Source organism: Streptomyces sp. NPDC052109 (assembly GCF_040680195.1).
Lineage (GTDB): Bacteria > Actinomycetota > Actinomycetes > Streptomycetales > Streptomycetaceae > Streptomyces.
The window spans coordinates 26,793-48,597 of the sequence record NZ_JBFAWF010000025.1 but is presented as its reverse complement, the minus strand read 5'-3'; the positions used below and the strand labels follow the sequence as shown (position 1 = coordinate 48,597).

Sequence of the window (21,805 nt, the reverse complement as noted above, 5' to 3'; positions counted from 1 at the left end):
CCCCGCCCGCGCCCGACACCCTTACAACTCGGGCGCGCTCACACCCGTACGAGTGAGGGCGTCGACCACGGCGTCCACCACGGCCTCCACATCGGGCACCCAGGGCGCGGCCGAGCCGGGCAGCGGAGCCCGTTCCCAGCGGACGGTGCCCTGGCCGGTCTCCGAGGGGGGCAGGGCGAGATAGCCGCCCTCGCCGTGGAAGCGCAGCGAGCCGGGGACGAAGTCCTTGGCGTAGAGCAGTTCGCCCAGCTGCTCCATGGAGTACGGCTTGACGAGCAGCGCCCAGCGGGTGGGCGAGGCGATCACCGGGCCGAGGCGCATGCCCCGCCGGTCGAGCAGGGCGAGGGCGCGGGAGGCGGCGAGCGCCGGCAGGCTGACCGCGCAGGGCGCCTTGCCCCCGGTGGCCAGGATGATGGGCGCGCTCGGCCGGTTGGTCCACCACCAGCGCACCATGCGGGCGTCTGCCGTGGCGGCGAGGAGGCCGGGATCGAAGGGGTGCGCACCGGGCACCGTGCACTCCGGGTCGGGACAGCCGCAGCGGGCCCGCCCCTGCGGGTCCGGGGCCACACCCGGGAGTACGGGCCACTGCCACTCGGTCGCGAAGGTCAGGGCCGCGCTGATCAGCTCAGGCCTCCCGTCGTTCCGCCTGGACAGGAGCCTGCGTCGCCTTCCGAGGATCTCGCGCATGAGCGCTCGTTCCTTTCCGTTGCACCGCTGGCAACACCGTGGTCCACATCACACCATGTGTCGATCACTTCACTGTGCGTACCTGTTGGCGCATCACACTCCTGCGCATGGCAGGGGGAAACCCCAAGGGGTCGAGCATGGGCCGCGTCCGCGTCCGTAGTGCGTCTTTCACAAGCACGGCTGCGGCGCGGGGGTGGCGAAGTATGGCGTTTTGCCGTCGCGCGTGTTTCTCTCCGCCTCCGCCAGGGAGGATGGGGCTCGGCCGTCGGTGGCTATGACGCCCGGGTCCGTCGCCAGGTTCCGGGTGGCCCCCAACCACCCCTGGCCTTCTCCGAGTACGTACCCATCACGACCGCTGTGACGCTCCGTGGAGCAAGGCCAGTCGACCGCAATGGACCGATACCTGGTGCAGTTTTCAGCCAACTTGGCAGTAAGGCAAGGGGTTCCGGAGAAAACCTCGTCCGACCCATGGACACCAGGAATCCCCGCAGGACAATGCTGGACATCCCCTCACGAGTGCGTGTACATGTGGAGACACTGCTAGCGGCGCAGAATGACATGGGGGTTTGCGATGCTTTTCAGCAATACGCACCGGTCTGAAGGCCGGACGCCATGAACGCCCCCCACCCTCCGAAAGTGGCTGGAATCGATCCAACGGTCCCGACGCCCGCCCACACTGTCGCGCCCACTCCCCCCTCCCCCGGCGCCGCTCCCGTCCCCGCCCCCAACACCCCCGCGCCCGGCGCCCTCCTCCAGGACCGGCTGGCCGGCTGGGTCTCGGACCTCACGACCCTCCACGAACTCACCGAGCGCCTGTCCCGCACGAACGCGCTGGAACCCGCCCTGCACGAACTGCTGCGCGCCGGAGCCGCCCTCGTCGGCGCCCGCCGCGGCCTGGTCGCCCTGGAGCCCGGCGACGGACTCGGCCCCCGCACCACCCTCGGCCTCGGCCTCGGCCGCGCCGACCTCGGCCACATCGAGACCGTCCCGCGCGGAGCGCTGCCCTACGACACCGGCACCACCGCCGAGATCGTCCACCCCGATCTCCTCGCCGAGGACGGCCTCGACCCGCGGCACCGCGAGGTGGCCGCGCGCCTCGGCTACGCCGCCAGCTACGCCCTGCCCCTCGCCTCCGACTCCGCCGGCCGTCTCGGCGCCGCCGTCTGGCTCTACGACGAACCGGCCGAACCCCATGAGCGGCAGCGCCACCTCGCCGGCCTCTACGTCCGCCACGCCACCGAGCACCTCGCCCGGCTGCTGGAGGTGGAGCGCACCCGCGCACGCATGGCGACCCTCACCGAGGAACTGCTGCCCACCCGGCTGCCCCGGGTGCCCGGCGTCCAGCTCGCCGCCCGGCACCGCACCGGGCCGCGCGGCGGCGGCGACTGGTACGACGCGCTGCCGCTGCCCGACGCCGCGCTCGGCCTCTGCGTCGGCTCGGTCACCGGCTCCGGCCCGAGCGCCGTCGCCGCCATGGGCCGGCTGCGCGCCTCGCTGCGGGCGTACGCCGTGATGGAGGGCGAGGACCCGGTCGCCGTCCTGTCCGACCTGGAGCTGCTGCTGCGGCTGACCGAGCCGGCCCGCTCGGCCACCGCGCTGTTCGCCTACTGCGAGCCCATCCTGCGCAAGATCACCCTGGCCGGCGCCGGGCACAGCCCGCCGCTGCTGGTCGGCGAGCGGCGCACCGAGTTCGCCGAGACCTCGGTCTCCGCACCGCTCGGCATGCTCGCCTGCTGGGAGGCGCCGAGCGTCGAGGTCCAGGCCCGAGCCGGGGAGACGGTCCTGCTCTACACCGACGGGCTGCTGCACCGTACGGGCGACCCGATGGACCGTGCCTTCGCCCGCCTCCACACGGCCGCCGCGAGCGTCCCGCGGGCGCTGCGGCACGACCCCGGGGCGGTCGCCGACCACGTCCTGCGCACCGTCCTGCCCGACGGCCTGGACGCGGCCGACAGCGAGGAGGACGTGGTGCTGCTGGCGGCCCGCTTCGACTGAGCCGGCCGTCCGCAGCCTGTATGACCGGGCATAACAGGGCATCCGGCCCCGGTCCCCTCCCGATGCGACCGTACGATGATGGAGGTCCCCGCTCGGCCACAAGCAGGAGCGTCGCGGGCCCCGGGGGAGATCACAAGGCGTATCGAGGAGGATCACGTGTCCGACGAGCTCAACCCGGCTGTGCCCGACTCCGCTACCGCGGAGGGCCCCGAGACCGAGTCCGAGGAGCCCATCAAGCAGCGCAAGAACGGCCTGTACCCGGGCGTCTCCGACGAGCTGGCCGAGAACATGAAGTCCGGCTGGGCCGACACCGAGCTGCGCGACCTGGCGCCGATCCCGCAGGCGGCCGAGACCGCCCGCCGCCGCGCCGCGCTCTCCGCCCGCTTCCCGGGCGAGCGCCTGGTGGTCCCGGCGGGCAACCTGAAGACCCGCTCGAACGACACCGAGTACCCCTTCCGCTCCTCGGTCGAGTACGCGTACCTCACCGGCAACCAGACCGAGGACGGCGTCCTTGTCCTGGAGCCCACGGCCGACGGCCACGAGGCGACGATCTACCTCCTGCCCCGCTCCGACCGGGAGAACGGCGAGTTCTGGCTCTCCGGCCAGGGCGAGCTGTGGGTCGGCCGCCGCCACTCCCTCGCCGAGTCCGAGGCGCTGTACGGCATCCCGGCCTCCGACGTGCGCGAGCTGGCCGACAGGCTGCGCGAGGCCACCGGCCCGGTGCGCGTGGTGCGGGGCTACGACGCCGGCATCGAGGCGGCCCTGACCGACAAGGTCACCGCCGAGCGCGACGAGGAGCTGCGCGTCTTCCTCTCCGAGGCCCGGCTGGTCAAGGACGAGTTCGAGATCGGCGAGCTGCAGAAGGCCGTCGACTCGACGGTCCGCGGCTTCGAGGACGTGGTCAAGGTCCTCGACAAGGCCGAGGCCACCAGCGAGCGCTATATCGAGGGCACGTTCTTCCTCCGCGCGCGCGTGGAGGGCAACGACGTCGGCTACGGCTCCATCTGCGCCGCCGGCCCGCACGCCTGCACCCTGCACTGGGTGCGCAACGACGGCCCGGTCCGCTCCGGGGATCTGCTGCTGCTCGACGCCGGTGTGGAGACCCACACGCTCTACACCGCCGACGTCACGCGCACGCTGCCGGTCAACGGCACCTACAGCGAGATCCAGAAGAAGATCTACGACGCCGTGTACGACGCCCAGGAGGCCGGTATCGCGGCCGTGAAGCCGGGCGCCAAGTACCGCGACTTCCACGACGCCGCCCAGCGCGTGCTCGCCGAGAGGCTCGTCGAGTGGGGCCTGGTCGAGGGCCCGGTCGAGCGCGTGCTGGAGCTGGGGCTGCAGCGCCGCTGGACCCTGCACGGCACCGGCCACATGCTCGGCATGGACGTCCACGACTGCGCCGCCGCGCGGACCGAGACGTACGTCGACGGCACGCTGGAGCCGGGCATGGTCCTCACCGTCGAGCCGGGCCTGTACTTCCAGGCCGACGACCTGACGGTCCCCGAGGAGTACCGGGGCATCGGCGTCCGCATCGAGGACGACATCCTGGTGACGCAGGACGGCAACCGAAACCTTTCGGCCGGTCTGCCGCGCCGCTCCGCCGAGGTCGAGGCGTGGATGGCCTCGCTGAAGGGCTGATCTGCGTTTGAATGGCCGGGTACCGGGGAGGTGCCCGGCCATTCGCGTGCCTGGGGGGAAGGTTCTCGTGAACGACTTCTGGTCCGGTGTCGGCGTAGACCTGCATCTGGAGCCGGACTCGGCGGACGGCCGCCGGGCCGGCCTGGAACGGGCGCTCCGGGACGCCGTACGGGACGGCCGGCTCGCCCCGGGCACCCGGCTGCCGGCCACCCGGCGGCTCGCCGCGGAACTCGGCATCTCACGCGGAACCGCCAAGGCCGCCTACGACCAGCTCGTCACCGAAGGTTATCTGACGGCTCGTCAGGGATCGGGCACCCGGGTCGCCGAACTGCCGAGCGTCGAGTCGGCTGAGCCCAGCACCGCGACACGCACGCGTGCCCCGCGTTTCGATCTGCGCCCCGGCAGTCCGGACGTCGGCGCCTTCCCGGCGGCGGCCTGGCTGCGCGCGCTGCGCCGGGCCATAGCGACGGCGCCCTCACTGGCGTACGACTACGGCGACCCGCGCGGCCGCATCGAGCTGCGCACGGCGCTCTCCGGTTACCTGGGCCGGGCGCGCGGGGTGCTCGCTCCGCCGGAGCGGATCGTCATCACCTCCGGCTATGTGCAGGGCCTCGCGCTCCTCACGCGCGTGCTGGACGGCGCCGCCGTCGCCATGGAGGATCCCGGACTGCCGTTCCACCGGGATGTGGTGCGGCGCAATGGCGGAACGGTCCTGCCGGTGCCGGTCGACGCGCGCGGGGTGCGCCCCGGGGAGCTGGGCGACGCCGCCGCCGTGGTGGTGACGCCGGCGCACCAGTACCCGACGGGGGTGCCCCTGCACCCGGAGCGGCGGCGGGCGCTCTGCGACTGGGCACGCGCGGGTGGCGGACTGATCATCGAGGACGACTACGACGGGGAGTTCCGCTACGACCGCCAGCCGGTGGGCGCGCTCCAGGGCATGTCGCCGGGCCAGGTGGTCTACCTGGGCACCGCCTCCAAGACGCTCGGCCCCGCCCTCCGCCTCGGCTGGATGGTGCTGCCGACGCACCTGGTCGACGCGGTCGCCGACGCCAAGCTGCACAGCGACCACCACACCGAGACCATCGGGCAGCTGGCGCTCGCGGAGCTGATCGACAGCCATGCCTACGACCGGCACGTGCGCGCGTGCCGGCTGCGCTACCGGCGGCGCCGGGACCAGTTGCTGGACCGGCTGGGCGGGGGGCGGCGCGTGCACGGGATCGCCGCGGGGCTGCACGCGCTGATCGACGTTCCCGACGAGGCGGAGGCGCTGGCGCGCGCGCAGGCGGAGGGGCTCGCCCTGGGCGCCCTCGGCGACCACTGGCACGGCCGCGACACCGGCCGCCCGCAGGGACTGATCGTCGGCTACGGCACGCCCCGGGAACGGGCGTATCCGGAGGCGCTGGAGGCGTTGGCGAAGGCGCTGGGGTGACTGCCGGCCGCGGGTGCGGGTCGCGCCGTACGGAGTGTGGTCCGTCGCGGGGTGCGGGTGCGGGTGCGGCTCGGCATCACGGTGCCCCGGTGGCCGCCACAGTCGTTCCGGCGTCGGCGCGGCGGTGTCGGTGCCATAGCGGTGGTGTCGCGGCGTCGGTGCCGGTCGCGGCGGTGTCGGTGAATGCCGACCGGTACCCGGCGACGGTCAGACCGCCGGCGGCCACCGTGCCGCCGGTCACCGCGAGGGCGCGGCGCCGGGGAGGGAGGTGTTTGCGTGGGGTCACGTCACGATCGAGGAAGCCAGGAACGCACCGTGCCGGCCGGACGGGCACGGGCCGGCGAAGAGCGGTGCAGGTCGGCCGGGCCGGAATCCGGCCGGGAACGCCCCCTCACAGCGCCGGATCATGGTCGTGCAGGATCCGCTGGAGGAGCCTGCAGTCCCGCCACTCCCCGTCGATGTGCAGGTACTTCGGGGCCGTGCCGATGGGTTCGAACCCGCACTTCGCCAGCACCCGCTGCGAGCCGGTGTTCCCGATCAGGGTCGACGCCTCGATCCGGTGCAGTCCCACCGTGTCCCGGGCGATCCGGCAGACCCGCTCCACCGCCGCGGTGGCCAGGCCGCGCCGCTGCTGGTCGGCGGCCACCCAGTAGCCGAGGGAGGAACTGCAGAAGGGCCCCCGGACGATCCCGGTCAGGGTGACGGTCCCGACGATCCGCCCGTCCGCCGCCTGGAAGACGAAGGGCACCGCACCGCCGTCGGAGAACAGCCGCAGCAGCCCGTCGATCCGCTCCCGCTGCCCCGCCTCGGTGAAGAAGGAATCGGGCCGGCGCGGCTCCCACGGCCGCAGGTGCTCGCGGTTGTCCTCATAGGCCGCGCTCAGCGCGCCCGCGTCGGTCCTCGCCAGAAGCCGCAGCGTCACCCCGGCCGCTATGTCCCCGTTCTCGATCTCCATGCCGTCACTATGCCGTGAGCGTGAACTACGCCGTCAGCAGTGACGGATCCTTCTTCCACTTGAGGATCTTGTCGAAGCTGACCACCGTGCCGCCCCGGCCGCCGATGTGGACGTGATCGGCGAGTTCCCTGATGAGACAGAGCCCGCGGCCGTGCTCGGCGTCCGTGCGGGCGGGACGGATCTCCTGGGCGACGGAGAACCCCGGTCCGGAATCGGCCACTTCGATACGGCACTTCTCGCCGTCGAGGTACGCGGTCACCCGGTACGCCTCCGAACTGCCGCCGTGCGGTGCGCCCCCGCCGTGCTCGACGGCGTTCGCACAGGCCTCGGTCAGGGCCACGGACAGGTCGTAGGAGATCTCGGGGTCGACGCCCGCGGTCTCCATGGTGCCGATGAGAAGCCGCCGGGCGAGCGGCACGCTCGCGGCCTCGCGGCGCAGATGGAGTGACCACCAGATGCTCATGCTCCAGCCTCCTGGCCGCGGTACGACATACCGATACCTATTGCCGCCCGTAGGTGGTCGTAAGCACACCGTTGACGTGACTCCGCCCATACGGTCGATGCGCCGAGGGAGGAATCGGTGTATGAGGGGCGATCCTGCTGCCCTGCCACAGCGCGCCGACAAGGGCAGTGCGATGATGGGGCCGCCATGACTGCCCCCCACCCGCGCACGGCGCGCCCCGGAGCCGGCCTCCGGATCCTGCGGGCCGCGGTGTTCGCCGCGGTCTGCGTCGCGCTGGCCGCGTGCGGGCACACCCTGGCCTCCTGCGCGGGCGTGCCGCTGTGGACGCTGGGCGCGGGCTTCCTCGGCTGTCTGCTGCTCGTGGTGCCGCTCGCGGGGCGGACCCGCTCGCTGCCGGGTATCGCCGCGCTCCTCGCGCTCGGCCAGACCGCGCTGCACATGCTGTTCGGGCTGGGTCAGCACGGGACCGCCATGGCCTCCGGTGCCATGACGAGTGGCATGGCGAACGGCATGGCGACGGGGGCACCGGGTGCGCGGGGTTCCTCGCTCGGCGACACGGCGCTGGTCGAGCAGGCCGCACGGCTCCTGTGCGGGGCGAGCCCGACCGCCCTCACCCCGGGACGCGCCTTCCACGTCCTGCTCGCCGCCCACCTCATCGACCGCTCGAGCCGTCCCGCGGCCGTCGTGGGCGGCACGCCCGCGTACAACGCCACCGGCTCCTCCGCCGCCCCGCTGCCCTCACTGCCGATGCTGCTCGGCCACGTCCTCGCGGCCGTCGCCGCCGGCTGGCTGCTGCGCCGCGGCGACCTGGCGCTGCTGCGGCTGATCGAGCTGTCGGCGCACGGAGTCGCGGAGGGGGCGCTCGTACGGTCCCTGCGCGGGGCGCTCGCGCTGGTGCGCGCCCTGTGCGCCGGGTTGCTCCCCGACGCACAGCCCGGCCCGCACGGCCGGCCGGCCGGCCGGGACGAGGCGCCCGCCCCGCACACCACCGCACTCCAGCACACGGTGATCCGGCGCGGCCCGCCCGCCGCCGCCTTCCGTCTCGCCGCCTGACGCGACGCGCGCACCACTCCACCCGATGCGGCGGAGAGGGCTGCCGCCGTCGCGCGGCACGCGCGCGTGCGCACGTGAGCCCGCCGAACGGCACGGCCACGCGCACGCGTACCTCTCTTCGTCACCGAACTCTCAGAGTGGAGTGCTCCTGCCATGCAGGCTTTCCGTATCGCCTCTGGTCGCGCCGTCTCCCGTCGTGCCGTCTCCCGTCTCGCCGCCGTCGGCGCCGTGGCGGGCACGGCCGTACTGGCGCTGTCCGCCCCCGCCTTCGCGCACGTCACCGTGCAGCCGGAGGGCCCCGCGGCCAAGGGCGGCTACGCCGTGGTCGACTTCAAGGTCCCCAACGAGCGCGACAACGCCTCGACCACCCAGGTCGAGGTCAACTTCCCGGCCGACCACCCGCTCGCCTCGGTCATGGCCGAGTCCGTCCCCGGCTGGAACGTGAAGGTCACCAAGTCCAAGCTGGACAAGCCGCTGAGCATGCACGGCGAGAAGATCGACGAGGCCGTCACCAAGGTCACCTGGACCGCCGCCGACGGCAAGGGCATCCAGCCGGGCTACTTCCAGAAGTTCCCGGTCTCCGTGGGCGCCCTGCCCGACAACACCGACCAGCTCGTGTTCAAGGCGCTCCAGACGTACTCCGACAAGGAGGTCGTGCGCTGGATCGAGGTGCCCCAGGCCGGCCAGGACGAGCCGGAGAACCCGGCGCCGGTGCTGCAGCTGTCCACCGCGACCGACGAGCACGGCTCGGCGAACGCCAAGGACGCCTCCGACACGACCGCGACCGCGACCGCCGCCACCGGTTCCGACGCCCATGACACCGACACCACCGCGCGCGTGCTCGGCGTGGTCGGCATCGCCCTCGGCGTCGCGGGCGTCGCCTACGGCGTCCTCGCGGGCCGCCGCCGGACCGTCTAAGCCGTTCCGGACCCCGCACCGGGGGCCGTACGAGGCGTGCGACGCTGTCGTGGCCGGCGTACGACCCCGGTGCGCGCCGGAGTACTCACATCTGGGACATTTTTCTATGCGCAAGAAGACGTTCGCCGCGGCCGCGCTGCTCGCCGCCGCCACCCTGACCCTCTCCGCCTGCGGCAGCGGGAACGACGGCAAGTCGCCGGTCTCCGCGGTCTCGGGGGTGTCCGACTCGGGCAAGGCCGCCACCGTCCTCGACCAGCCCTTCGAGAAGCCGGACCTCGTCCTCACCGACACGCACGGCAAGAAGTACGACCTCCGTCAGGAGACCAAGGGCCACCCGACCCTGCTGTACTTCGGCTACACCCACTGCCCTGACATCTGCCCGACGACGATGAGCAACATCGCCGTCGCCAAGAAGGCCCTGCCCAAGGTCGAGCAGAACGACCTTCGGGTCGTGTTCGTCACCACCGACCCCGGCCGTGACACCCCCACCGAGCTGGGCAAGTGGCTCAAGGGCATCGACCCGCAGTTCATCGGGCTGACCGGGGACTTCGCCACCATCCAGGCCGGCGCCCGTTCCGTCGGCATCTCCGTGGAGCCGACGACGAAGGACAAGAACGGCAAGCTCGTCTCCGTCCACGGCACCCAGGTGATCGCCTTCTCCCCGAAGACGGACGGCGGTTACGTCCTCTACGGCGAGGACGCCACGGTCGACGACTACACCAAGGACCTGCCCAAGCTCGTCAAGGGGGCGACCCCGTGAGGCGCCGCCCCGCCGCCCTGACCGCGGCCGCTGCGCTCGTCGGCGCCCTCGCCCTCGCGGGTTGCTCGGACTCCGGCTCCGCGAAGGCCGAACTTTCGGTGAGCGGGCCGTACATGCCCCAGCCGGTCTCCGCCGACATGGCCGCCGGCTTTCTGACGGTCGCCAACAAGGGCGGCGCCGAGGACACGCTGACCTCGGTGAGCAGTGACGTCGCCGGTCAGGTCACCATGCACAGCACCATGGGCGGCGCCATGCAGGAGCAGAGCTCCTTCGCCATACCCGCCCATGGTCAACTCGTGTTCAAAAGCGGCGGCAACCATCTGATGTTCGAGAAGCTGAAGCACCAGCCGAAGCAGGGCCAGACGGTCACCGTGAAGCTCACCTTCGCCAAGTCCGGTCCCCTCACCGTCGAGATGCCGGTGAAGTCCGCGACGTACAACCCGTCGACCGGCCACTGAGGGAGGACCGACCATCGTGACGCGGACCATCACCCCCACGCGACAGCGGGGCAGCCTGCGCACCCTGGTGCTGCTGCTCCTCGCCGTCGCCGGCGCCCTGCTCGCCGGCGCCGGACCGGCCTCCGCCCACGCGGCGCTGACCGGCAGCGACCCCGCGCAGGGGGTGGTGGTCAGGCAGGCGCCCAGCCAGGTGTCCCTCACCTTCTCCGAGAAGGTGGCGACGAACGACGACTCCCTGCGCGTCCTCGACCCCCGGGGCAAGCCGGTCCAGACCGGCAAACCCGCCAACGTGAGCGGGACGACGTACGCCGTGCGGCTCAAGAGCGGCCTGGGCAAGGGCACCTACACCGTCACTTACCAGATCGTCTCGGCAGACAGCCACCCCGTCTCCGGCGCCTACACCTTCTCCATCGGGGCGCCCTCGCAGACCGTGGTCTCCGACACCGGTCCGGTCGCGGGCGGCGGGCTCGTGGGCGCTCTCTACGCGTTCGGGCGGTACGCGTCGTACGCCGGCTTCATCGTGCTGGCAGGCGGCGCGGCCTTCGTGCTCGCCTGCTGGCAGCGCGGGGCGGGCGTACGGGCCCTGCAGCGGCTGGTCGTCGGCGGCTGGCTCACGCTCACCGCGGCCACCCTGTGGCTGCTGCTCCTGCGCGGCTCCTACACCACCTCGGGCAAGCTCGCCGACGTCTTCGACCTCGGTCTGCTCGGCCAGGTGCTGCAGACCAAGACCGGCGCGGCGCTGGTCTCCCGGCTGCTGCTGCTCGCCGCCGCCGCGCTGTTCATCGCGGTCCTCTTCGGCGCCTTCACCAAGCGCGAGGAAGGCGCGGAGAAACGCGATCTGACCTTCGGGCTCGCGGTCGGCGGTGTGGTCGTCGCGGCCGGCCTCGCGACCAGCTGGGCCATGGCCGAGCACGCCTCGGTCGGGCTCCAGCCGGGTATCGCCATGCCCGTCGACGTCGTCCACCTGCTCGCCGTCGCCGCATGGCTGGGCGGGCTCACCGCCCTGCTCGTCGCCCTGTACCGGGCGCCCGCCGAGACACCGGTCGAGGCCACCGCCGTCCGCCGCTTCTCCCGCGTGGCCTTCGGCAGCGTCGTCGCGCTCGTCGCGACCGGCACCTACCAGTCCTGGCGCCAGCTGGGCTCCTGGTCGGCGTTCACCGACACCCGCTACGGGCAGCTGCTGCTGGTCAAGATCGGGCTGGTGGCGGTGCTGGTCGGCATCGCGTCCGTGTCCCGGCGGTGGACGGGCCGGCTCACCGACGACGCCGGTGCGGTCGCCGTCACCGGGGAGGCCGAGCGGCAGCCCGCGAAGACCTCCGTCTCCGGGAAGGCCAAGAAGGCGGTCGCGGTCGCCGAGCAGCCCGAGAAGAAGCGCGCCCCGGCCTCGAAAACGGCCGGGAAGAACAGCGGCACCGGTGACACCGCGCGCGCCGCCCAACTCGCCCGGCAGCGGGCCGCCATGGACACCGCCCGGCAGAAGCGCCTGCGGGACGGTGACGCGAACCGGTTCGGGCTGCGCCGCTCCGTGCTGGCCGAGGCGGGCGTCGCGGTGGTGCTGCTCGCCGTCACCACCTGGCTGACCCAGACCGAGCCGGGCCGCACCGAACTGGACGCCAAGGCCGCCACCTCCTCCTCCAGCTCGGCCACGGCGCCCTCCAACGGCGCGCTGACCCTGGACATGCCCTTCGACACCGGCGGCACCGACGGCAAGGGCGTCGTCAGCATCGACCTCGACCCCGCGCGCGTGGGCGGCAACGAGATGCACGTCTACGTCCAGCGGCCCAACGGCCGGGCCTTCGACATCCCTGAGGTGAAGGTCGAATTCACCCTGGAGGCGAAGAAGATCGGCCCGCTTCCCGTCACCCCCGACCACATCACGACCGGCCACTGGTCGGCGAGCGGAGTGCAGATCCCCATGGCCGGCGACTGGAAGATCGCCGTCACCGTGCGGACCTCCGACATCGACCAGGTGACCGTCTCCAAGAACGCGCAGATCGGCTGAACCACACCATGCCCGACCAGTCCATCCCGCAGGCCCGTACCTCCGCCGAGACGCCGCAGACGCCCGAGTCCGCGCGGGGCCGCGGCGTCTCCCGGCGCGCGCTGCTCGGCACCGCGGGCGCCACCGGGCTCGTGCTCGGCACGGCCGGCGGGGCCGTGGGCTATGCCGCCGCGCCCGCACCGGCCACCCCACTGACCTCGGTGGGCTCCGACCGGGCGATGTTTCACGGGAAACATCAGCCCGGCATCACCGAAGGCCTCCAGGCGCGCGGCCATCTCGTCGCCTTCGACCTGGCGGCGGGCGCGGGCCGAAAGGAGGCCGCGGCCCTGCTGCGCCGCTGGTCGGCGACGGCCGAGCGGCTGATGGCGGGCGAGGCCGCGCCGCACGACGACACCGATGTCGCCCGCGACGCCGGGCCCTCCTCGCTGACCATCACCTTCGGCTTCGGGCACGGCTTCTTCGGGCGGACCGGCCTGGAGAAGCAGCGGCCGAGCGCGCTGGACCCGTTGCCGGACTTCTCCTCCGACCACCTCGACAAGGCGCGCAGCGACGGCGATCTGTGGGTGCAGATCGGCGCGAACGACGCCCTGGTCGCCTTCCACGCGCTGCGCGCGATCCAGAAGGACGCGGGCGGCACGGCCCGGCTGCGCTGGCAGATGAACGGCTTCAACCGCACGCCGGGCGCCACCGCGCACCCGATGACGGCCCGCAACCTCATGGGCCAGCTGGACGGTACCCGCAATCCGAAGCCGACCGACTCCGACTTCGACCGGCGGATCTTCGTGCCGGCCTCGGGCGATCCCGCCTGGATGGCCAACGGCTCCTACGCCGTCGTACGCCGTATCCGCATGCTCCTGGACGACTGGGAGAAGCTGTCGGTGGCGGCCCAGGAGGCGGTCATCGGGCGCCGGAAGGCCGACGGCGCGCCGCTGTCCGGGGGCGACGAGACGACCCCGATGGACCTGGAGAAGACCGACGCCAAGGGCGAGTACGTCGTCCCGCTCAACGCGCACGCCCGGATCACCCGGCCCGACAAGAACGGCGGCGCGGCCATGCTGCGGCGCCCCTTCTCCTACCACGACGGCTTCGACGCGGACGGCACGCCCGACGCCGGTCTGCTCTTCGTGTGCTGGCAGGCCGACCCGCTGCGCGGCTTCGTGCCGGTGCAGCGCAAGCTCGACCGGGGCGATGCGCTGTCGCAGTTCATCCGGCACGAGGCGAGCGGACTGTTCGCGGTTCCGGGTGGGGCGGGGCAGGGCGAGTACGTGGGGCAGCGACTGCTGGAGGGGTAGCCCGGAGCCGTGCCGCGGGGCCCCGGGAGCGCGACGGGGTCATGGGGTTTACCGGTTCTGCTGGGCTTTCCGGAACCAAACCACCCGGTCGAGTGGCTGTCGTGAGACAGAGAGGACGGCTCGCCTTGGCCCCATTAGGGTGAGGACATGCCAGCGAGCTATGCGTATCTCGGCCCCGAGGGCACCTTCACCGAAGTCGCCCTGCGGACGCTCCCGGAAACGGCCACCCGGGAGCTGGTCCCGTATGTGTCGGTGCAGTCCGCACTGGACGCGGTGCGGACCGGCGAGGCCGAGGCGGCGTTCGTGCCGATCGAGAACTCCGTCGAGGGGGGCATCACCACCACCCTGGACGAACTGGTCGCGGGCGAACCGCTGATGATCTACCGCGAGGTGCTGCTCTCGATCACCTTCGCGCTGCTGGTCCGGCCGGGCACGGCGCTCACGGACATCAAGACGGTCTCCGCCCACCCGGCGGCCCAGCCGCAGGTGCGCAACTGGATGCGCAAGCACCTCCCCGACGCGCACTGGGAGTCGGCCGCCTCCAACGCGGACGCCGCACGCCTGGTCCAGGAGGGCCGCTACGACGCCGCCTTCGCGGGCGAGTTCGCCGCCGCCCGGTACGGCCTCGAGGCCCTGGAGACCGGGATCCACGACGCGGAGAACGCGCAGACCCGGTTCGTGCTGGTCGGCCGGCCGGCCCGGCCCGCCGCACCGACGGGTGCCGACAAGACCTCGGTGGTGCTGTGGCAGCGGGACGACCACCCCGGTGGCCTGCGCGACCTGCTCGGCGAGTTCGCCTCGCGCGGCATCAACCTCATGCTGCTGCAGTCTCGGCCGACCGGCGCCGGCATCGGCAACTACTGCTTCTGCATCGACGCCGAGGGCCATATCTCCGACCGGCGGATGGTGGAGGCGCTGACGGGCCTGAAGCGGATCTGCCTCCAGGTGCGGTTCCTCGGCTCCTATCCGCGCGCGGACATCACGCCCGACGAGGCTCCGGTGGCCCGGGCGGGGACCTCGGACGAGGAGTTCATGGCGGCGGCGGACTGGGTGGCACGCTGTCAGGACGGCCGGTTCTGAGGCGGCTGTAGCCTGCTTCCGGCCAGTACTACCTGCACATCTTCGTTATCCACAGAAGTTATCCACAGGTCCGCTTCTCGACCTGGGGACAAGTCGACAGAGACGTGTGACCCAGTCGACAAATCGCCCTACAAGCCCCTGATGCGGCCACCGCCCGGCAGGTCACCCTTCGTCCACTCGTTTCCTTTGGTTCATCTTTTGGAGCGACCTTTTTCCACCCGAAAGCGGGTGTCGCCCCTGTTTGAACGGGGAATTCCTCAGTCCGGCGGCAACTTCCGGAGTGATCAATTCCGAAGTCCACAGATCTTCCACACAGCCTGTGGATAACTTTTCGGAGGGTGTGGATTTCTGTGGACAGCGGGGCCGCTAAGTCCCGTTCTCCACAAGGGAATCCGGTCAACCCGACGCCCAGGGCGTGCCCCGTCCCAGGGAGTGAGACACTTTTCCTTGACGCGATCTGACACGTTCCGCATTTCGCACATAACAGAACGTAAGCGGGCGAACAGTGGCAAATCAGAAGTCCTCGGAATAGGGATTCGTGAGCGGCAAGCCCGCACCGGTAGCCTTGGCCTCGTGATTGACCTTCGCCTGCTCCGTGAGGACCCCGACCGTGTGCGCGCGTCCCAGCGCGCCCGTGGAGAGGACGTCGCGCTCGTCGACTCTCTCCTGTCTGCCGACGAGCGGCGCAGGTCCTCCGGCGTCCGCTTCGACGAGCTGCGTGCCGAGCAGAAGCAGCTCGGCAAGCTGATCCCCAAGGCAACCGGCGACGAGAAGGCCGAGCTGCTGAAGCGGGCGAGCCAGCTCGCCGCCGACGTCAAGGCCGCCGACGCCGAGCGCGACGCGGCGGACGCCGAGACCCAGGAGCTGCTGCTCCAGCTCGGCAACCTCGTCCACCCCGACGTCCCCGTCGGCGGCGAGGAGGACTTCGTCACGCTGGAGACCCACGGCACGATCCGCGACTTCGGTGCCGAGGGCTTCGAGCCCAAGGACCACCTGGAGCTCGGCCAGCTGCTCGGCGCCATCGACGTCGAGCGCGGCGCCAAGGTCTCCGGCTCCCGCTTCTACTTCCTCACCGGCGTCGGCGCGCTGCTGGAACTGGCCCTGGTGAACGCGGCGATGGCGCAGGCCACGGCCGCCGGTTTCACTCCCATGCTCACCCCGGCGCTGGTGCGCCCCCAGTCCATGGCGGGCACCGGCTTCCTCGGCCAGGCCGCGCAGGACGTCTACCACCTCGACAAGGACGACCTGTACCTCGTCGGCACCTCCGAGGTCCCGCTGGCGGCCTACCACATGGACGAGATCCTCGACGCCGACAAGCTGCCGCTGCGGTACGCCGGCTTCTCGCCCTGCTTCCGCCGCGAGGCCGGCTCGCACGGCAAGGACACGCGGGGCATCTTCCGTGTGCACCAGTTCGACAAGGTCGAGATGTTCACGTACGTCGCGCCCGAGGACTCCCAGGCCGAGCACCAGCGGCTGCTGGAGTGGGAGAAGCAGTGGCTGACCTCGCTGGAGCTGCCGTTCCGCGTCATCGACGTCGCCTCCGGTGACCTCGGCGCCTCGGCCGCCCGCAAGTACGACTGCGAGGCGTGGATCCCGACCCAGGGCAAGTACCGCGAGCTGACCTCGACCTCGGACTGCACCGAGTTCCAGTCCCGGCGCCTGTCCATCCGGGTCCGCGACGGCAAGCAGGTCAAGCCGCTCGCCACCCTCAACGGCACGCTGTGCGCCGTGCCGCGCACGATCGTGGCGATCCTGGAGAACCACCAGCAGGCCGACGGCTCGGTCCGGGTCCCCGAGGTGCTGCGCCCGTACCTGGGCGGCCGGGAGGTCCTGGAGCCGGTCGCCAGGTGACCGGCTTCCCCTACCGGCTGATCGCCACCGACCTCGACGGAACGCTCCTGCGCTCCGACGAATCGGTCTCCCGGCGCACCCGTGACGCGCTCGCCGCGGCCACCGAGGCGGGCGCGGCCCATATCGTCGTCACCGGCCGCGCGGTCCCGTGGACCCGGCACATCCTGGACGACCTCGGCTACGACGGCCTGGCCGTCTGCGGCCAGGGCGCGCAGGTCTACGACGCCGGGGCGCACCGCCTGCTGACGTCCGTGACCCTGGACCGGCAGCTGGCCGGGGTCGCCCTGGCCAAGATCGAGGCCGAGGTGGGCCCGCTGTACCTGGCGGCCAGCCGGGACGGCCTCGACGGCGAGGTGCTGGTGGGCCCGGGATACGCGGTCACCGGGACTCTCCCGGCGATGCCGTTCACGGACGTATCCGATCTGTGGGCGGCCCCCCTCAACAAGATCTTCATACAGCATCCGACGCTGTCCGACGACGATCTCGCGGAAGCGGCCCGGCAGGCGGCCGGCGGCTTCGTCACGATCGCCATGGCGGGCGCGGGCATCGTGGAGCTTCTCCCGCTGGGCCTGTCCAAGGCCACGGGTCTGTCTCTCGCCGCCCGCCGTCTCGGCCTCAAGGCCGCGGACACGATCGCCTTCGGCGACATGCCGAACGACATCCCGATGTTCGCCTGGGCGGCCCGGGGTGTGGCCATGGCCAACGCCCACGCGGAGCTCCGCTCGGTGGCGGACGAGGTGACGTCCTCCAACGAGGAGGACGGAATCGCGCTGGTACTGGAGAGGCTGCTGGGTTAGCTGCTGGGTCAGCTGCGAGTTGGGTGCGGGTTAGGTGCCGGTCTCGCCGTTGGGGCTGTGATCCGTCGCCGAGGGCGCGTTCGGCGCCGAAGGCACGTCCGTCGCCGAAGGCGCGCGCGTCGTGGCTGGTCGCGCAGTTCCCCGCGCCCGTGGGGGGTGCGGTACCGGCATCTTCACAGGGCCGCCGCCGGCGGGCAGTCGTGCCGCTGGGGCGGCACGGGTGAGCGCAGCGGCAGCTCATGGCGCCGCGTCGCGCGACTCACCCGGCCGCCCCAGCTCAAGGTGCCCCCTTGCGACAAGAGGGCCACAGGGAAGGCGGCCCACGCGAGAGCGACATCGCGTGCTCGAAGCGGCCGCCCCGGGCTGCCCCTTGGGCTTCACGGTGGAGTAACTACACCGGAGCCGGCCTCGGGCTGCCCTGTCGGGAGCCGGGCGTACTGCCGTGCATGGGCATCGCCCTGCTCCTCTCCCAGATCATGGCACCGGGACGATCCCGGCGGATGGGGCACAACCACTGTGCACCTGCCGCCGATTCGGCCGCCACTGAATTACCGGCGACGCCACCTGCGCCTGCGCGCCTTGCTGAAGAACCAACCCGCCGGCGGCTCGTCCGAGCGCCAGGGCTGCGGCTCGGGCGCCTCCGCCCGCCAGCGGGCGGCAAGCATCCGGGCCCGGGCCGACGGCTCGGAGGTCTGGGCACACCGTATGAAGTCCTCGTCCAGGACCAACTCGTCCCAGATGTCCTCGGATCCCTCGGACCGCCCACGCCCGTCGTTTCGCGGCATCTCCTCTGCCATGACCGGCCTCCTAGCCGTACATCCGCTTTGCCCAGTCTGCCCGGACCCGCGTGAAGCCCCTGTCAAGGCCGCGGCCGCCTACTCCTCTCCGGCCAGCTTCAGCGTCCGCAGCTTCTGCCCGGCGTACCAGGTGGCCAGCGCGGTGACCACCACCAGCAGCACGGTGGCCGTCGGCAGGCTCACGTCCGAGGTCACCAGGTCGCCGCCGGCGATCTTGTGGGCGACGGCCAGCGACCACTGCTGGACGCTGAGCGTGCGCGCACCGGGCACCAGCGAGCCGAACAGCGCCTCCCAGACCAGCGCGTAGACGAGCCCGAAGACCACCGCGTGCCGGGAGACCGTGCCGAGCAGCAGGAACAACGCCGAGTAGGCGATGGAGGAGACCAGCGCGGCGACCGTGTAGGCGACGGCGACCTGCTGGCCGTTGCCGTTGAGGATCAGCCCCGCGATCAGGGTCGGCACCGCCGAGAAGACCATGGTCACGGCAATGGCGACGATCAGCTTGGTGAAGATGATCGTCGGCCGCTTCAGCGGCTTGGACAGCAGGTAGACGACGGAGCCGTCGTCGATCTCCGGGCCGATCGCGCCCGTGCCCGCGATAACGCCGATGATCGGCACCATCGTGGCGAGCGCGAAGCCGCCGAGGACATTGGCGGCGGTCTGATCGTCGGGTCCGGTCAAGGCCCGCACGGCCACGGAGATCACGATCAGCAGCAGCGGCAGGGCGCCGAGGATGAGGGCACGGCGACGGCCGAGCAGGGCCCGGTAGGTGAGTCGGGCGACGGTGGGGTCGTACATCTTCGGCCTCCTACGCCGCGACCAGATACGAGAAGACGGACTCCAGGGACTCGTCGGAAGGCGAGACCGTGAGCAGCCGGATGCCGTGGTCCCGGGCGACCTTGGGCAGCAGGGTGGTGAAGCGGCCGAAGTCGACGGCCTGGATGCGCAGCGCGCCCTCGGCGTGGTCGACCTCGATGCCGGCCGTCGAGGGGTCGGCGATCAGCGCGGCGGCGAGGGCGCGGTCGTCGCTGGAGCGGATCAGATAGCGGTGCGGGCGGTCGGTCATCAGCCGGCGGATCCTGCGGAAGTCGCCGCTGGCCGCGTGCCTGCCCGCGACGACGACCTCGATGTGCCGCGCGAGTTGTTCGACCTCTTCGAGGATGTGCGAGGAGAACAACACCGTGCGGCCCTCGTCGCCCATCTTCCGCAGCAGGTCCATCAGTTGCATGCGCTGCCGGGGGTCCATGCCGTTGAACGGCTCGTCCAGCAGGAGCAGCGACGGGTCGTGGACCAGCGCGCTCGCCATCTTCACACGCTGTCGCATGCCCTTGGAGTACGTGGCGATCCGCCGGTCCTGCGCGTACTCCATCTCGACCGTGGCGAGGGCGCGTCGGGCCGCCTTGGCGCCGAGGCCGTGCAGTTCGGCGTTGGCGACGACGAACTCGCGGCCGGTGAGGAAGTCGTACATCGCCTCCCGCTCGGGGACGATGCCGATGTGCCGGTAGATCTGCTCGTTGCGCCACACCGGCTGTCCGTCGAGGGTGACGGTGCCGGTGGAGGGGGCGAGGAAGCCGCCCATCATGTTGATCAGGGTGGACTTTCCGGCGCCGTTGGGGCCGAGCAGGCCGGTGACGCCGGGGCCGATGGTCATGGTGATGTCGTTGACGGCGACCACGTTGCCGAACCAGCGGGAGACGTGGTCGATGCTGAGCGTGGTCACAGTCCCACCTTCTTGTAGCGGCGCACCAGCAGGCCGTAGCTGCCGGCGATCAGGGCGAGCACGACCACGACGTAGACCGCACCCTGCCCGGTCGAGGGGTCGATCGCCCCGGGGTTGCGGGCGGTCGCGCCGAGGAAGGCCGACTGGACACCGTCGATGAGCGTGACGGGGGAGAACAGGCCGATCCAGGGGATGGCGCCGGAGTGGTTCTGCACGTCGGCGATGGCCTGGAGCGTGGACACCGCGCCGTAGGAGATGGTCATGACGGCGATCACGGCCGCGATGCCGAAGCCCCGGCGCGGGGTGACGGCGGCGATGACCAGGCCGATGCCGGCGAAGAGCAGGGAGAGCAGGGCCACGGAGACCAGTCCCTCGGCGAATTCCTTCGTCTGGTGGGCGAAGCCCAGCTTGGACAGCAGCGCGCCCACGTACATCACGACCAGGGGAGCGGCGGTCAGGATGAAGATCGCCGAGGCGAGGGCCGCGAACTTGGCCCGTACGTAGTCGGCGGTCTCGATGGGCCGCGAGAAGTACAGCGGGACCGTCTTGAAGCGCAGGTCGCGGGAGACCGCCTGGGGTGCCTGCGAGGCGACGTACAGGCTGATCACGGCCTGCAGCATGATCGCGTAGCGGGTGTAGGTCACCGGCAGGTCATGCCCCTTGGTGAAGACCACGACGGCCACCATGATGGCCGCGGGCACGCACATCACGGCGAACAGCAGCATCGGCAGCACCTTGGACTTGGCCGAGCGGCCGAGCCCGTAGGCGCCGCGCAGGGACTGCGCGTACAGGGATCGGCGGGCGTAGGCCCGGCCGAGGCGCGGGCCGTCGTAGCCGCGGTAGCCGATGTCGTGGATGCGGGTCTGGTCGCCCCTGGGCGAGGTCAGGGGCTGCACGGGGTGCTCAACCGCCATGGCCGACGGCCTCCTTCCGCTGCTCGTCGCCGGTGTGTTCGGCGTCGCTGGTGAACACCTCGGAGATGTGGTGCCGGCGCTGCTCCATGCGCACCAGGCCGAGGCCGAGGCCGGCGACGACGTCCCGGATCAGGTCGTACGTCTCCTCGCCCTGGGCGGTGAGCAGCAGGATGTGTCCGGCACCGGGCAGGCCGCCGCCGTCGTTGTGGGTGTCCACCCCGCGCGCGTGGAGCGCGTCGCGGACCGCGCGGGTGCCGTCGGGGTGCGCGTCGCTGTCGGTGACCTCGATCGCGAGGGTGGCCGTGGCCTGGGTGAAGTCGGTGGTCGAGCTGGAGCGCAGGAGCTTGCCACCGTCGATGACGACGACGTGGTCGCAGGTGCGCTCCAGTTCGCCCAGCAGGTGCGAGGTGACCAGCACCGAGATGCCGAACTCGGTGTGGATGCGGCGGATCAGGCCGAGCATCTCGTCCCGGCCGACCGGGTCGAGGCCGTTGGTCGGCTCGTCCAGGAACACCAGCCGCGGGTCGTGCACCAGCGCCTGGGCGAGTTTCACCCGCTGCTTCATGCCGGTCGAGTAGCCGCCGATGGGGCGGTAGCGCTCCTCGTACAGACCGACGTGGCGCAGGGTGTCCGCGGTGCGCTCACGGGCGGCGGTGGGCGGCAGGCCGGACATGCGTGCCATGTGGACGACGAACTCGGTGGCCGAGACGTCCGGCGGCAGGCAGTCGTGCTCCGGCATGTAGCCGACGCGCTCGCGGATGGCACCGCCGTCGGTGGCGACGTCGAGGCCGAGCACCTCGGCGCGGCCCTCGGTGGCGGGAGACAGACCCAGCAGGATCTTGATCAGGGTGGACTTGCCGGCGCCGTTGGCTCCGACGAGTCCGGTCACACCGGGCCCGATGTCCACGGACAGCCGGTCGAGCGCGGTCACCCGGGGGAACCGCTTGCTCAGGCTTTCGGTCGCGATCACAGTCACGCCATCGACGGTAGTGA

Annotated in this window: 21 protein-coding genes; 12 read left to right on the top strand and 9 right to left on the bottom strand. The window is 71.7% G+C overall.

The window, feature by feature from the left end; all coding sequences use genetic code 11:
• Nucleotides 1–21: 21 nt before the first annotated feature.
• Nucleotides 22–687 (bottom strand): bifunctional DNA primase/polymerase, encoded by a 666-nt coding sequence (locus AB0L59_RS34990; RefSeq protein WP_365590699.1) that lies wholly within the window; start codon nt 685–687, stop codon nt 22–24.
• A gap of 612 nt (nt 688–1,299) precedes the next feature.
• Here AB0L59_RS34990 and AB0L59_RS34985 point away from each other — a divergent pair.
• The 3 genes from AB0L59_RS34985 (at nt 1,300) to AB0L59_RS34975 (ending at nt 5,752) form a co-directional block, all read left to right on the top strand.
• Entirely contained in the window at nt 1,300–2,682 is a 1,383-nt protein-coding gene (locus AB0L59_RS34985; RefSeq protein ID WP_365590698.1) for a PP2C family protein-serine/threonine phosphatase, read from the top strand.
• 156 nt (nt 2,683–2,838) lie between these two features.
• Complete coding sequence (locus AB0L59_RS34980) at nt 2,839–4,323, top strand: aminopeptidase P family protein (protein ID WP_365590697.1); 1,485 nt, start codon at nt 2,839–2,841, stop codon at nt 4,321–4,323.
• A 67-nt stretch (nt 4,324–4,390) separates the two neighbouring features.
• On the top strand, nt 4,391–5,752 hold the full coding sequence (locus AB0L59_RS34975; RefSeq protein WP_365590696.1) for a PLP-dependent aminotransferase family protein: 1,362 nt from the start codon (nt 4,391–4,393) through the stop codon (nt 5,750–5,752).
• A 76-nt stretch (nt 5,753–5,828) separates the two neighbouring features.
• Here AB0L59_RS34975 and AB0L59_RS34970 read toward each other — a convergent pair whose 3' ends face one another.
• The 3 genes from AB0L59_RS34970 to AB0L59_RS34960 all read right to left on the bottom strand — a co-directional run bounded on the left by AB0L59_RS34970 (nt 5,829) and on the right by AB0L59_RS34960 (nt 7,170).
• Nucleotides 5,829–6,038: a hypothetical protein gene (locus AB0L59_RS34970; RefSeq protein ID WP_365590695.1), complete on the bottom strand. Its 210-nt coding sequence runs from the start codon at nt 6,036–6,038 to the stop codon at nt 5,829–5,831.
• 105 nt (nt 6,039–6,143) lie between these two features.
• Nucleotides 6,144–6,707: a GNAT family protein gene (locus tag AB0L59_RS34965; protein WP_365590694.1), complete on the bottom strand. Its 564-nt coding sequence runs from the start codon at nt 6,705–6,707 to the stop codon at nt 6,144–6,146.
• Between the two features lie 25 nt (nt 6,708–6,732).
• The gene (locus AB0L59_RS34960; RefSeq protein WP_365590693.1) at nt 6,733–7,170 is read right to left on the bottom strand and encodes an ATP-binding protein; all 438 of its coding nucleotides are present in this window, start codon (nt 7,168–7,170) and stop codon (nt 6,733–6,735) included.
• 186 nt (nt 7,171–7,356) lie between these two features.
• On the opposite strand from AB0L59_RS34960, the gene AB0L59_RS34955 reads away from it, so the two are divergent.
• The 9 genes from AB0L59_RS34955 to AB0L59_RS34915 all read left to right on the top strand — a co-directional run bounded on the left by AB0L59_RS34955 (nt 7,357) and on the right by AB0L59_RS34915 (nt 17,381).
• Entirely contained in the window at nt 7,357–8,223 is an 867-nt protein-coding gene (locus AB0L59_RS34955) for a hypothetical protein (RefSeq protein ID WP_365590692.1), read from the top strand.
• A gap of 153 nt (nt 8,224–8,376) precedes the next feature.
• A complete protein-coding gene (locus AB0L59_RS34950) occupies nt 8,377–9,141 on the top strand; it encodes a YcnI family protein (protein ID WP_365590691.1) in 765 nt (254 codons plus the stop codon).
• Nucleotides 9,142–9,247: 106 nt separating this feature from the next.
• The gene (locus AB0L59_RS34945) at nt 9,248–9,901 is read left to right on the top strand and encodes an SCO family protein (RefSeq protein WP_365590690.1); all 654 of its coding nucleotides are present in this window, start codon (nt 9,248–9,250) and stop codon (nt 9,899–9,901) included.
• The gene (locus AB0L59_RS34940) at nt 9,898–10,359 is read left to right on the top strand and encodes a copper chaperone PCu(A)C (RefSeq protein WP_365590689.1); all 462 of its coding nucleotides are present in this window, start codon (nt 9,898–9,900) and stop codon (nt 10,357–10,359) included. The genes AB0L59_RS34945 and AB0L59_RS34940 overlap by 4 nt, the downstream gene beginning before the upstream one ends.
• Before the next feature lie 16 nt (nt 10,360–10,375).
• Nucleotides 10,376–12,361, top strand: a complete 1,986-nt coding sequence (locus AB0L59_RS34935; RefSeq protein WP_365590688.1) for a copper resistance protein CopC — start codon at nt 10,376–10,378, stop codon at nt 12,359–12,361.
• A gap of 8 nt (nt 12,362–12,369) precedes the next feature.
• Nucleotides 12,370–13,653: an iron uptake transporter deferrochelatase/peroxidase subunit gene (gene efeB / locus AB0L59_RS34930; RefSeq protein WP_365590687.1), complete on the top strand. Its 1,284-nt coding sequence runs from the start codon at nt 12,370–12,372 to the stop codon at nt 13,651–13,653.
• 147 nt (nt 13,654–13,800) lie between these two features.
• Entirely contained in the window at nt 13,801–14,733 is a 933-nt protein-coding gene (gene pheA / locus AB0L59_RS34925) for a prephenate dehydratase (protein ID WP_365590686.1), read from the top strand.
• 573 nt (nt 14,734–15,306) lie between these two features.
• On the top strand, nt 15,307–16,584 hold the full coding sequence (serS, locus tag AB0L59_RS34920) for a serine--tRNA ligase (RefSeq protein WP_365590685.1): 1,278 nt from the start codon (nt 15,307–15,309) through the stop codon (nt 16,582–16,584).
• Nucleotides 16,581–17,381: an HAD family hydrolase gene (locus tag AB0L59_RS34915; protein ID WP_365590684.1), complete on the top strand. Its 801-nt coding sequence runs from the start codon at nt 16,581–16,583 to the stop codon at nt 17,379–17,381. The genes serS and AB0L59_RS34915 overlap by 4 nt, the downstream gene beginning before the upstream one ends.
• A gap of 548 nt (nt 17,382–17,929) precedes the next feature.
• Here AB0L59_RS34915 and AB0L59_RS34910 read toward each other — a convergent pair.
• The 5 genes from AB0L59_RS34910 to AB0L59_RS34890 all read right to left on the bottom strand — a co-directional run bounded on the left by AB0L59_RS34910 (nt 17,930) and on the right by AB0L59_RS34890 (nt 21,782).
• Nucleotides 17,930–18,178: a hypothetical protein gene (locus tag AB0L59_RS34910; protein WP_365590683.1), complete on the bottom strand. Its 249-nt coding sequence runs from the start codon at nt 18,176–18,178 to the stop codon at nt 17,930–17,932.
• A gap of 78 nt (nt 18,179–18,256) precedes the next feature.
• Entirely contained in the window at nt 18,257–18,976 is a 720-nt protein-coding gene (locus AB0L59_RS34905) for an ABC transporter permease (RefSeq protein ID WP_365590682.1), read from the bottom strand.
• A gap of 10 nt (nt 18,977–18,986) precedes the next feature.
• A complete protein-coding gene (locus AB0L59_RS34900; RefSeq protein WP_365590681.1) occupies nt 18,987–19,898 on the bottom strand; it encodes an ABC transporter ATP-binding protein in 912 nt (303 codons plus the stop codon).
• Nucleotides 19,895–20,812 carry an ABC transporter permease gene (locus AB0L59_RS34895; protein ID WP_365590680.1) on the bottom strand — a complete coding sequence of 306 codons (918 nt, stop codon included), beginning with the start codon at nt 20,810–20,812 and terminating at the stop codon, nt 19,895–19,897. The genes AB0L59_RS34900 and AB0L59_RS34895 overlap by 4 nt, the downstream gene beginning before the upstream one ends.
• Nucleotides 20,802–21,782, bottom strand: a complete 981-nt coding sequence (locus tag AB0L59_RS34890; protein WP_365590767.1) for an ABC transporter ATP-binding protein — start codon at nt 21,780–21,782, stop codon at nt 20,802–20,804. The genes AB0L59_RS34895 and AB0L59_RS34890 overlap by 11 nt, the downstream gene beginning before the upstream one ends.
• Nucleotides 21,783–21,805: the final 23 nt, after the last annotated feature.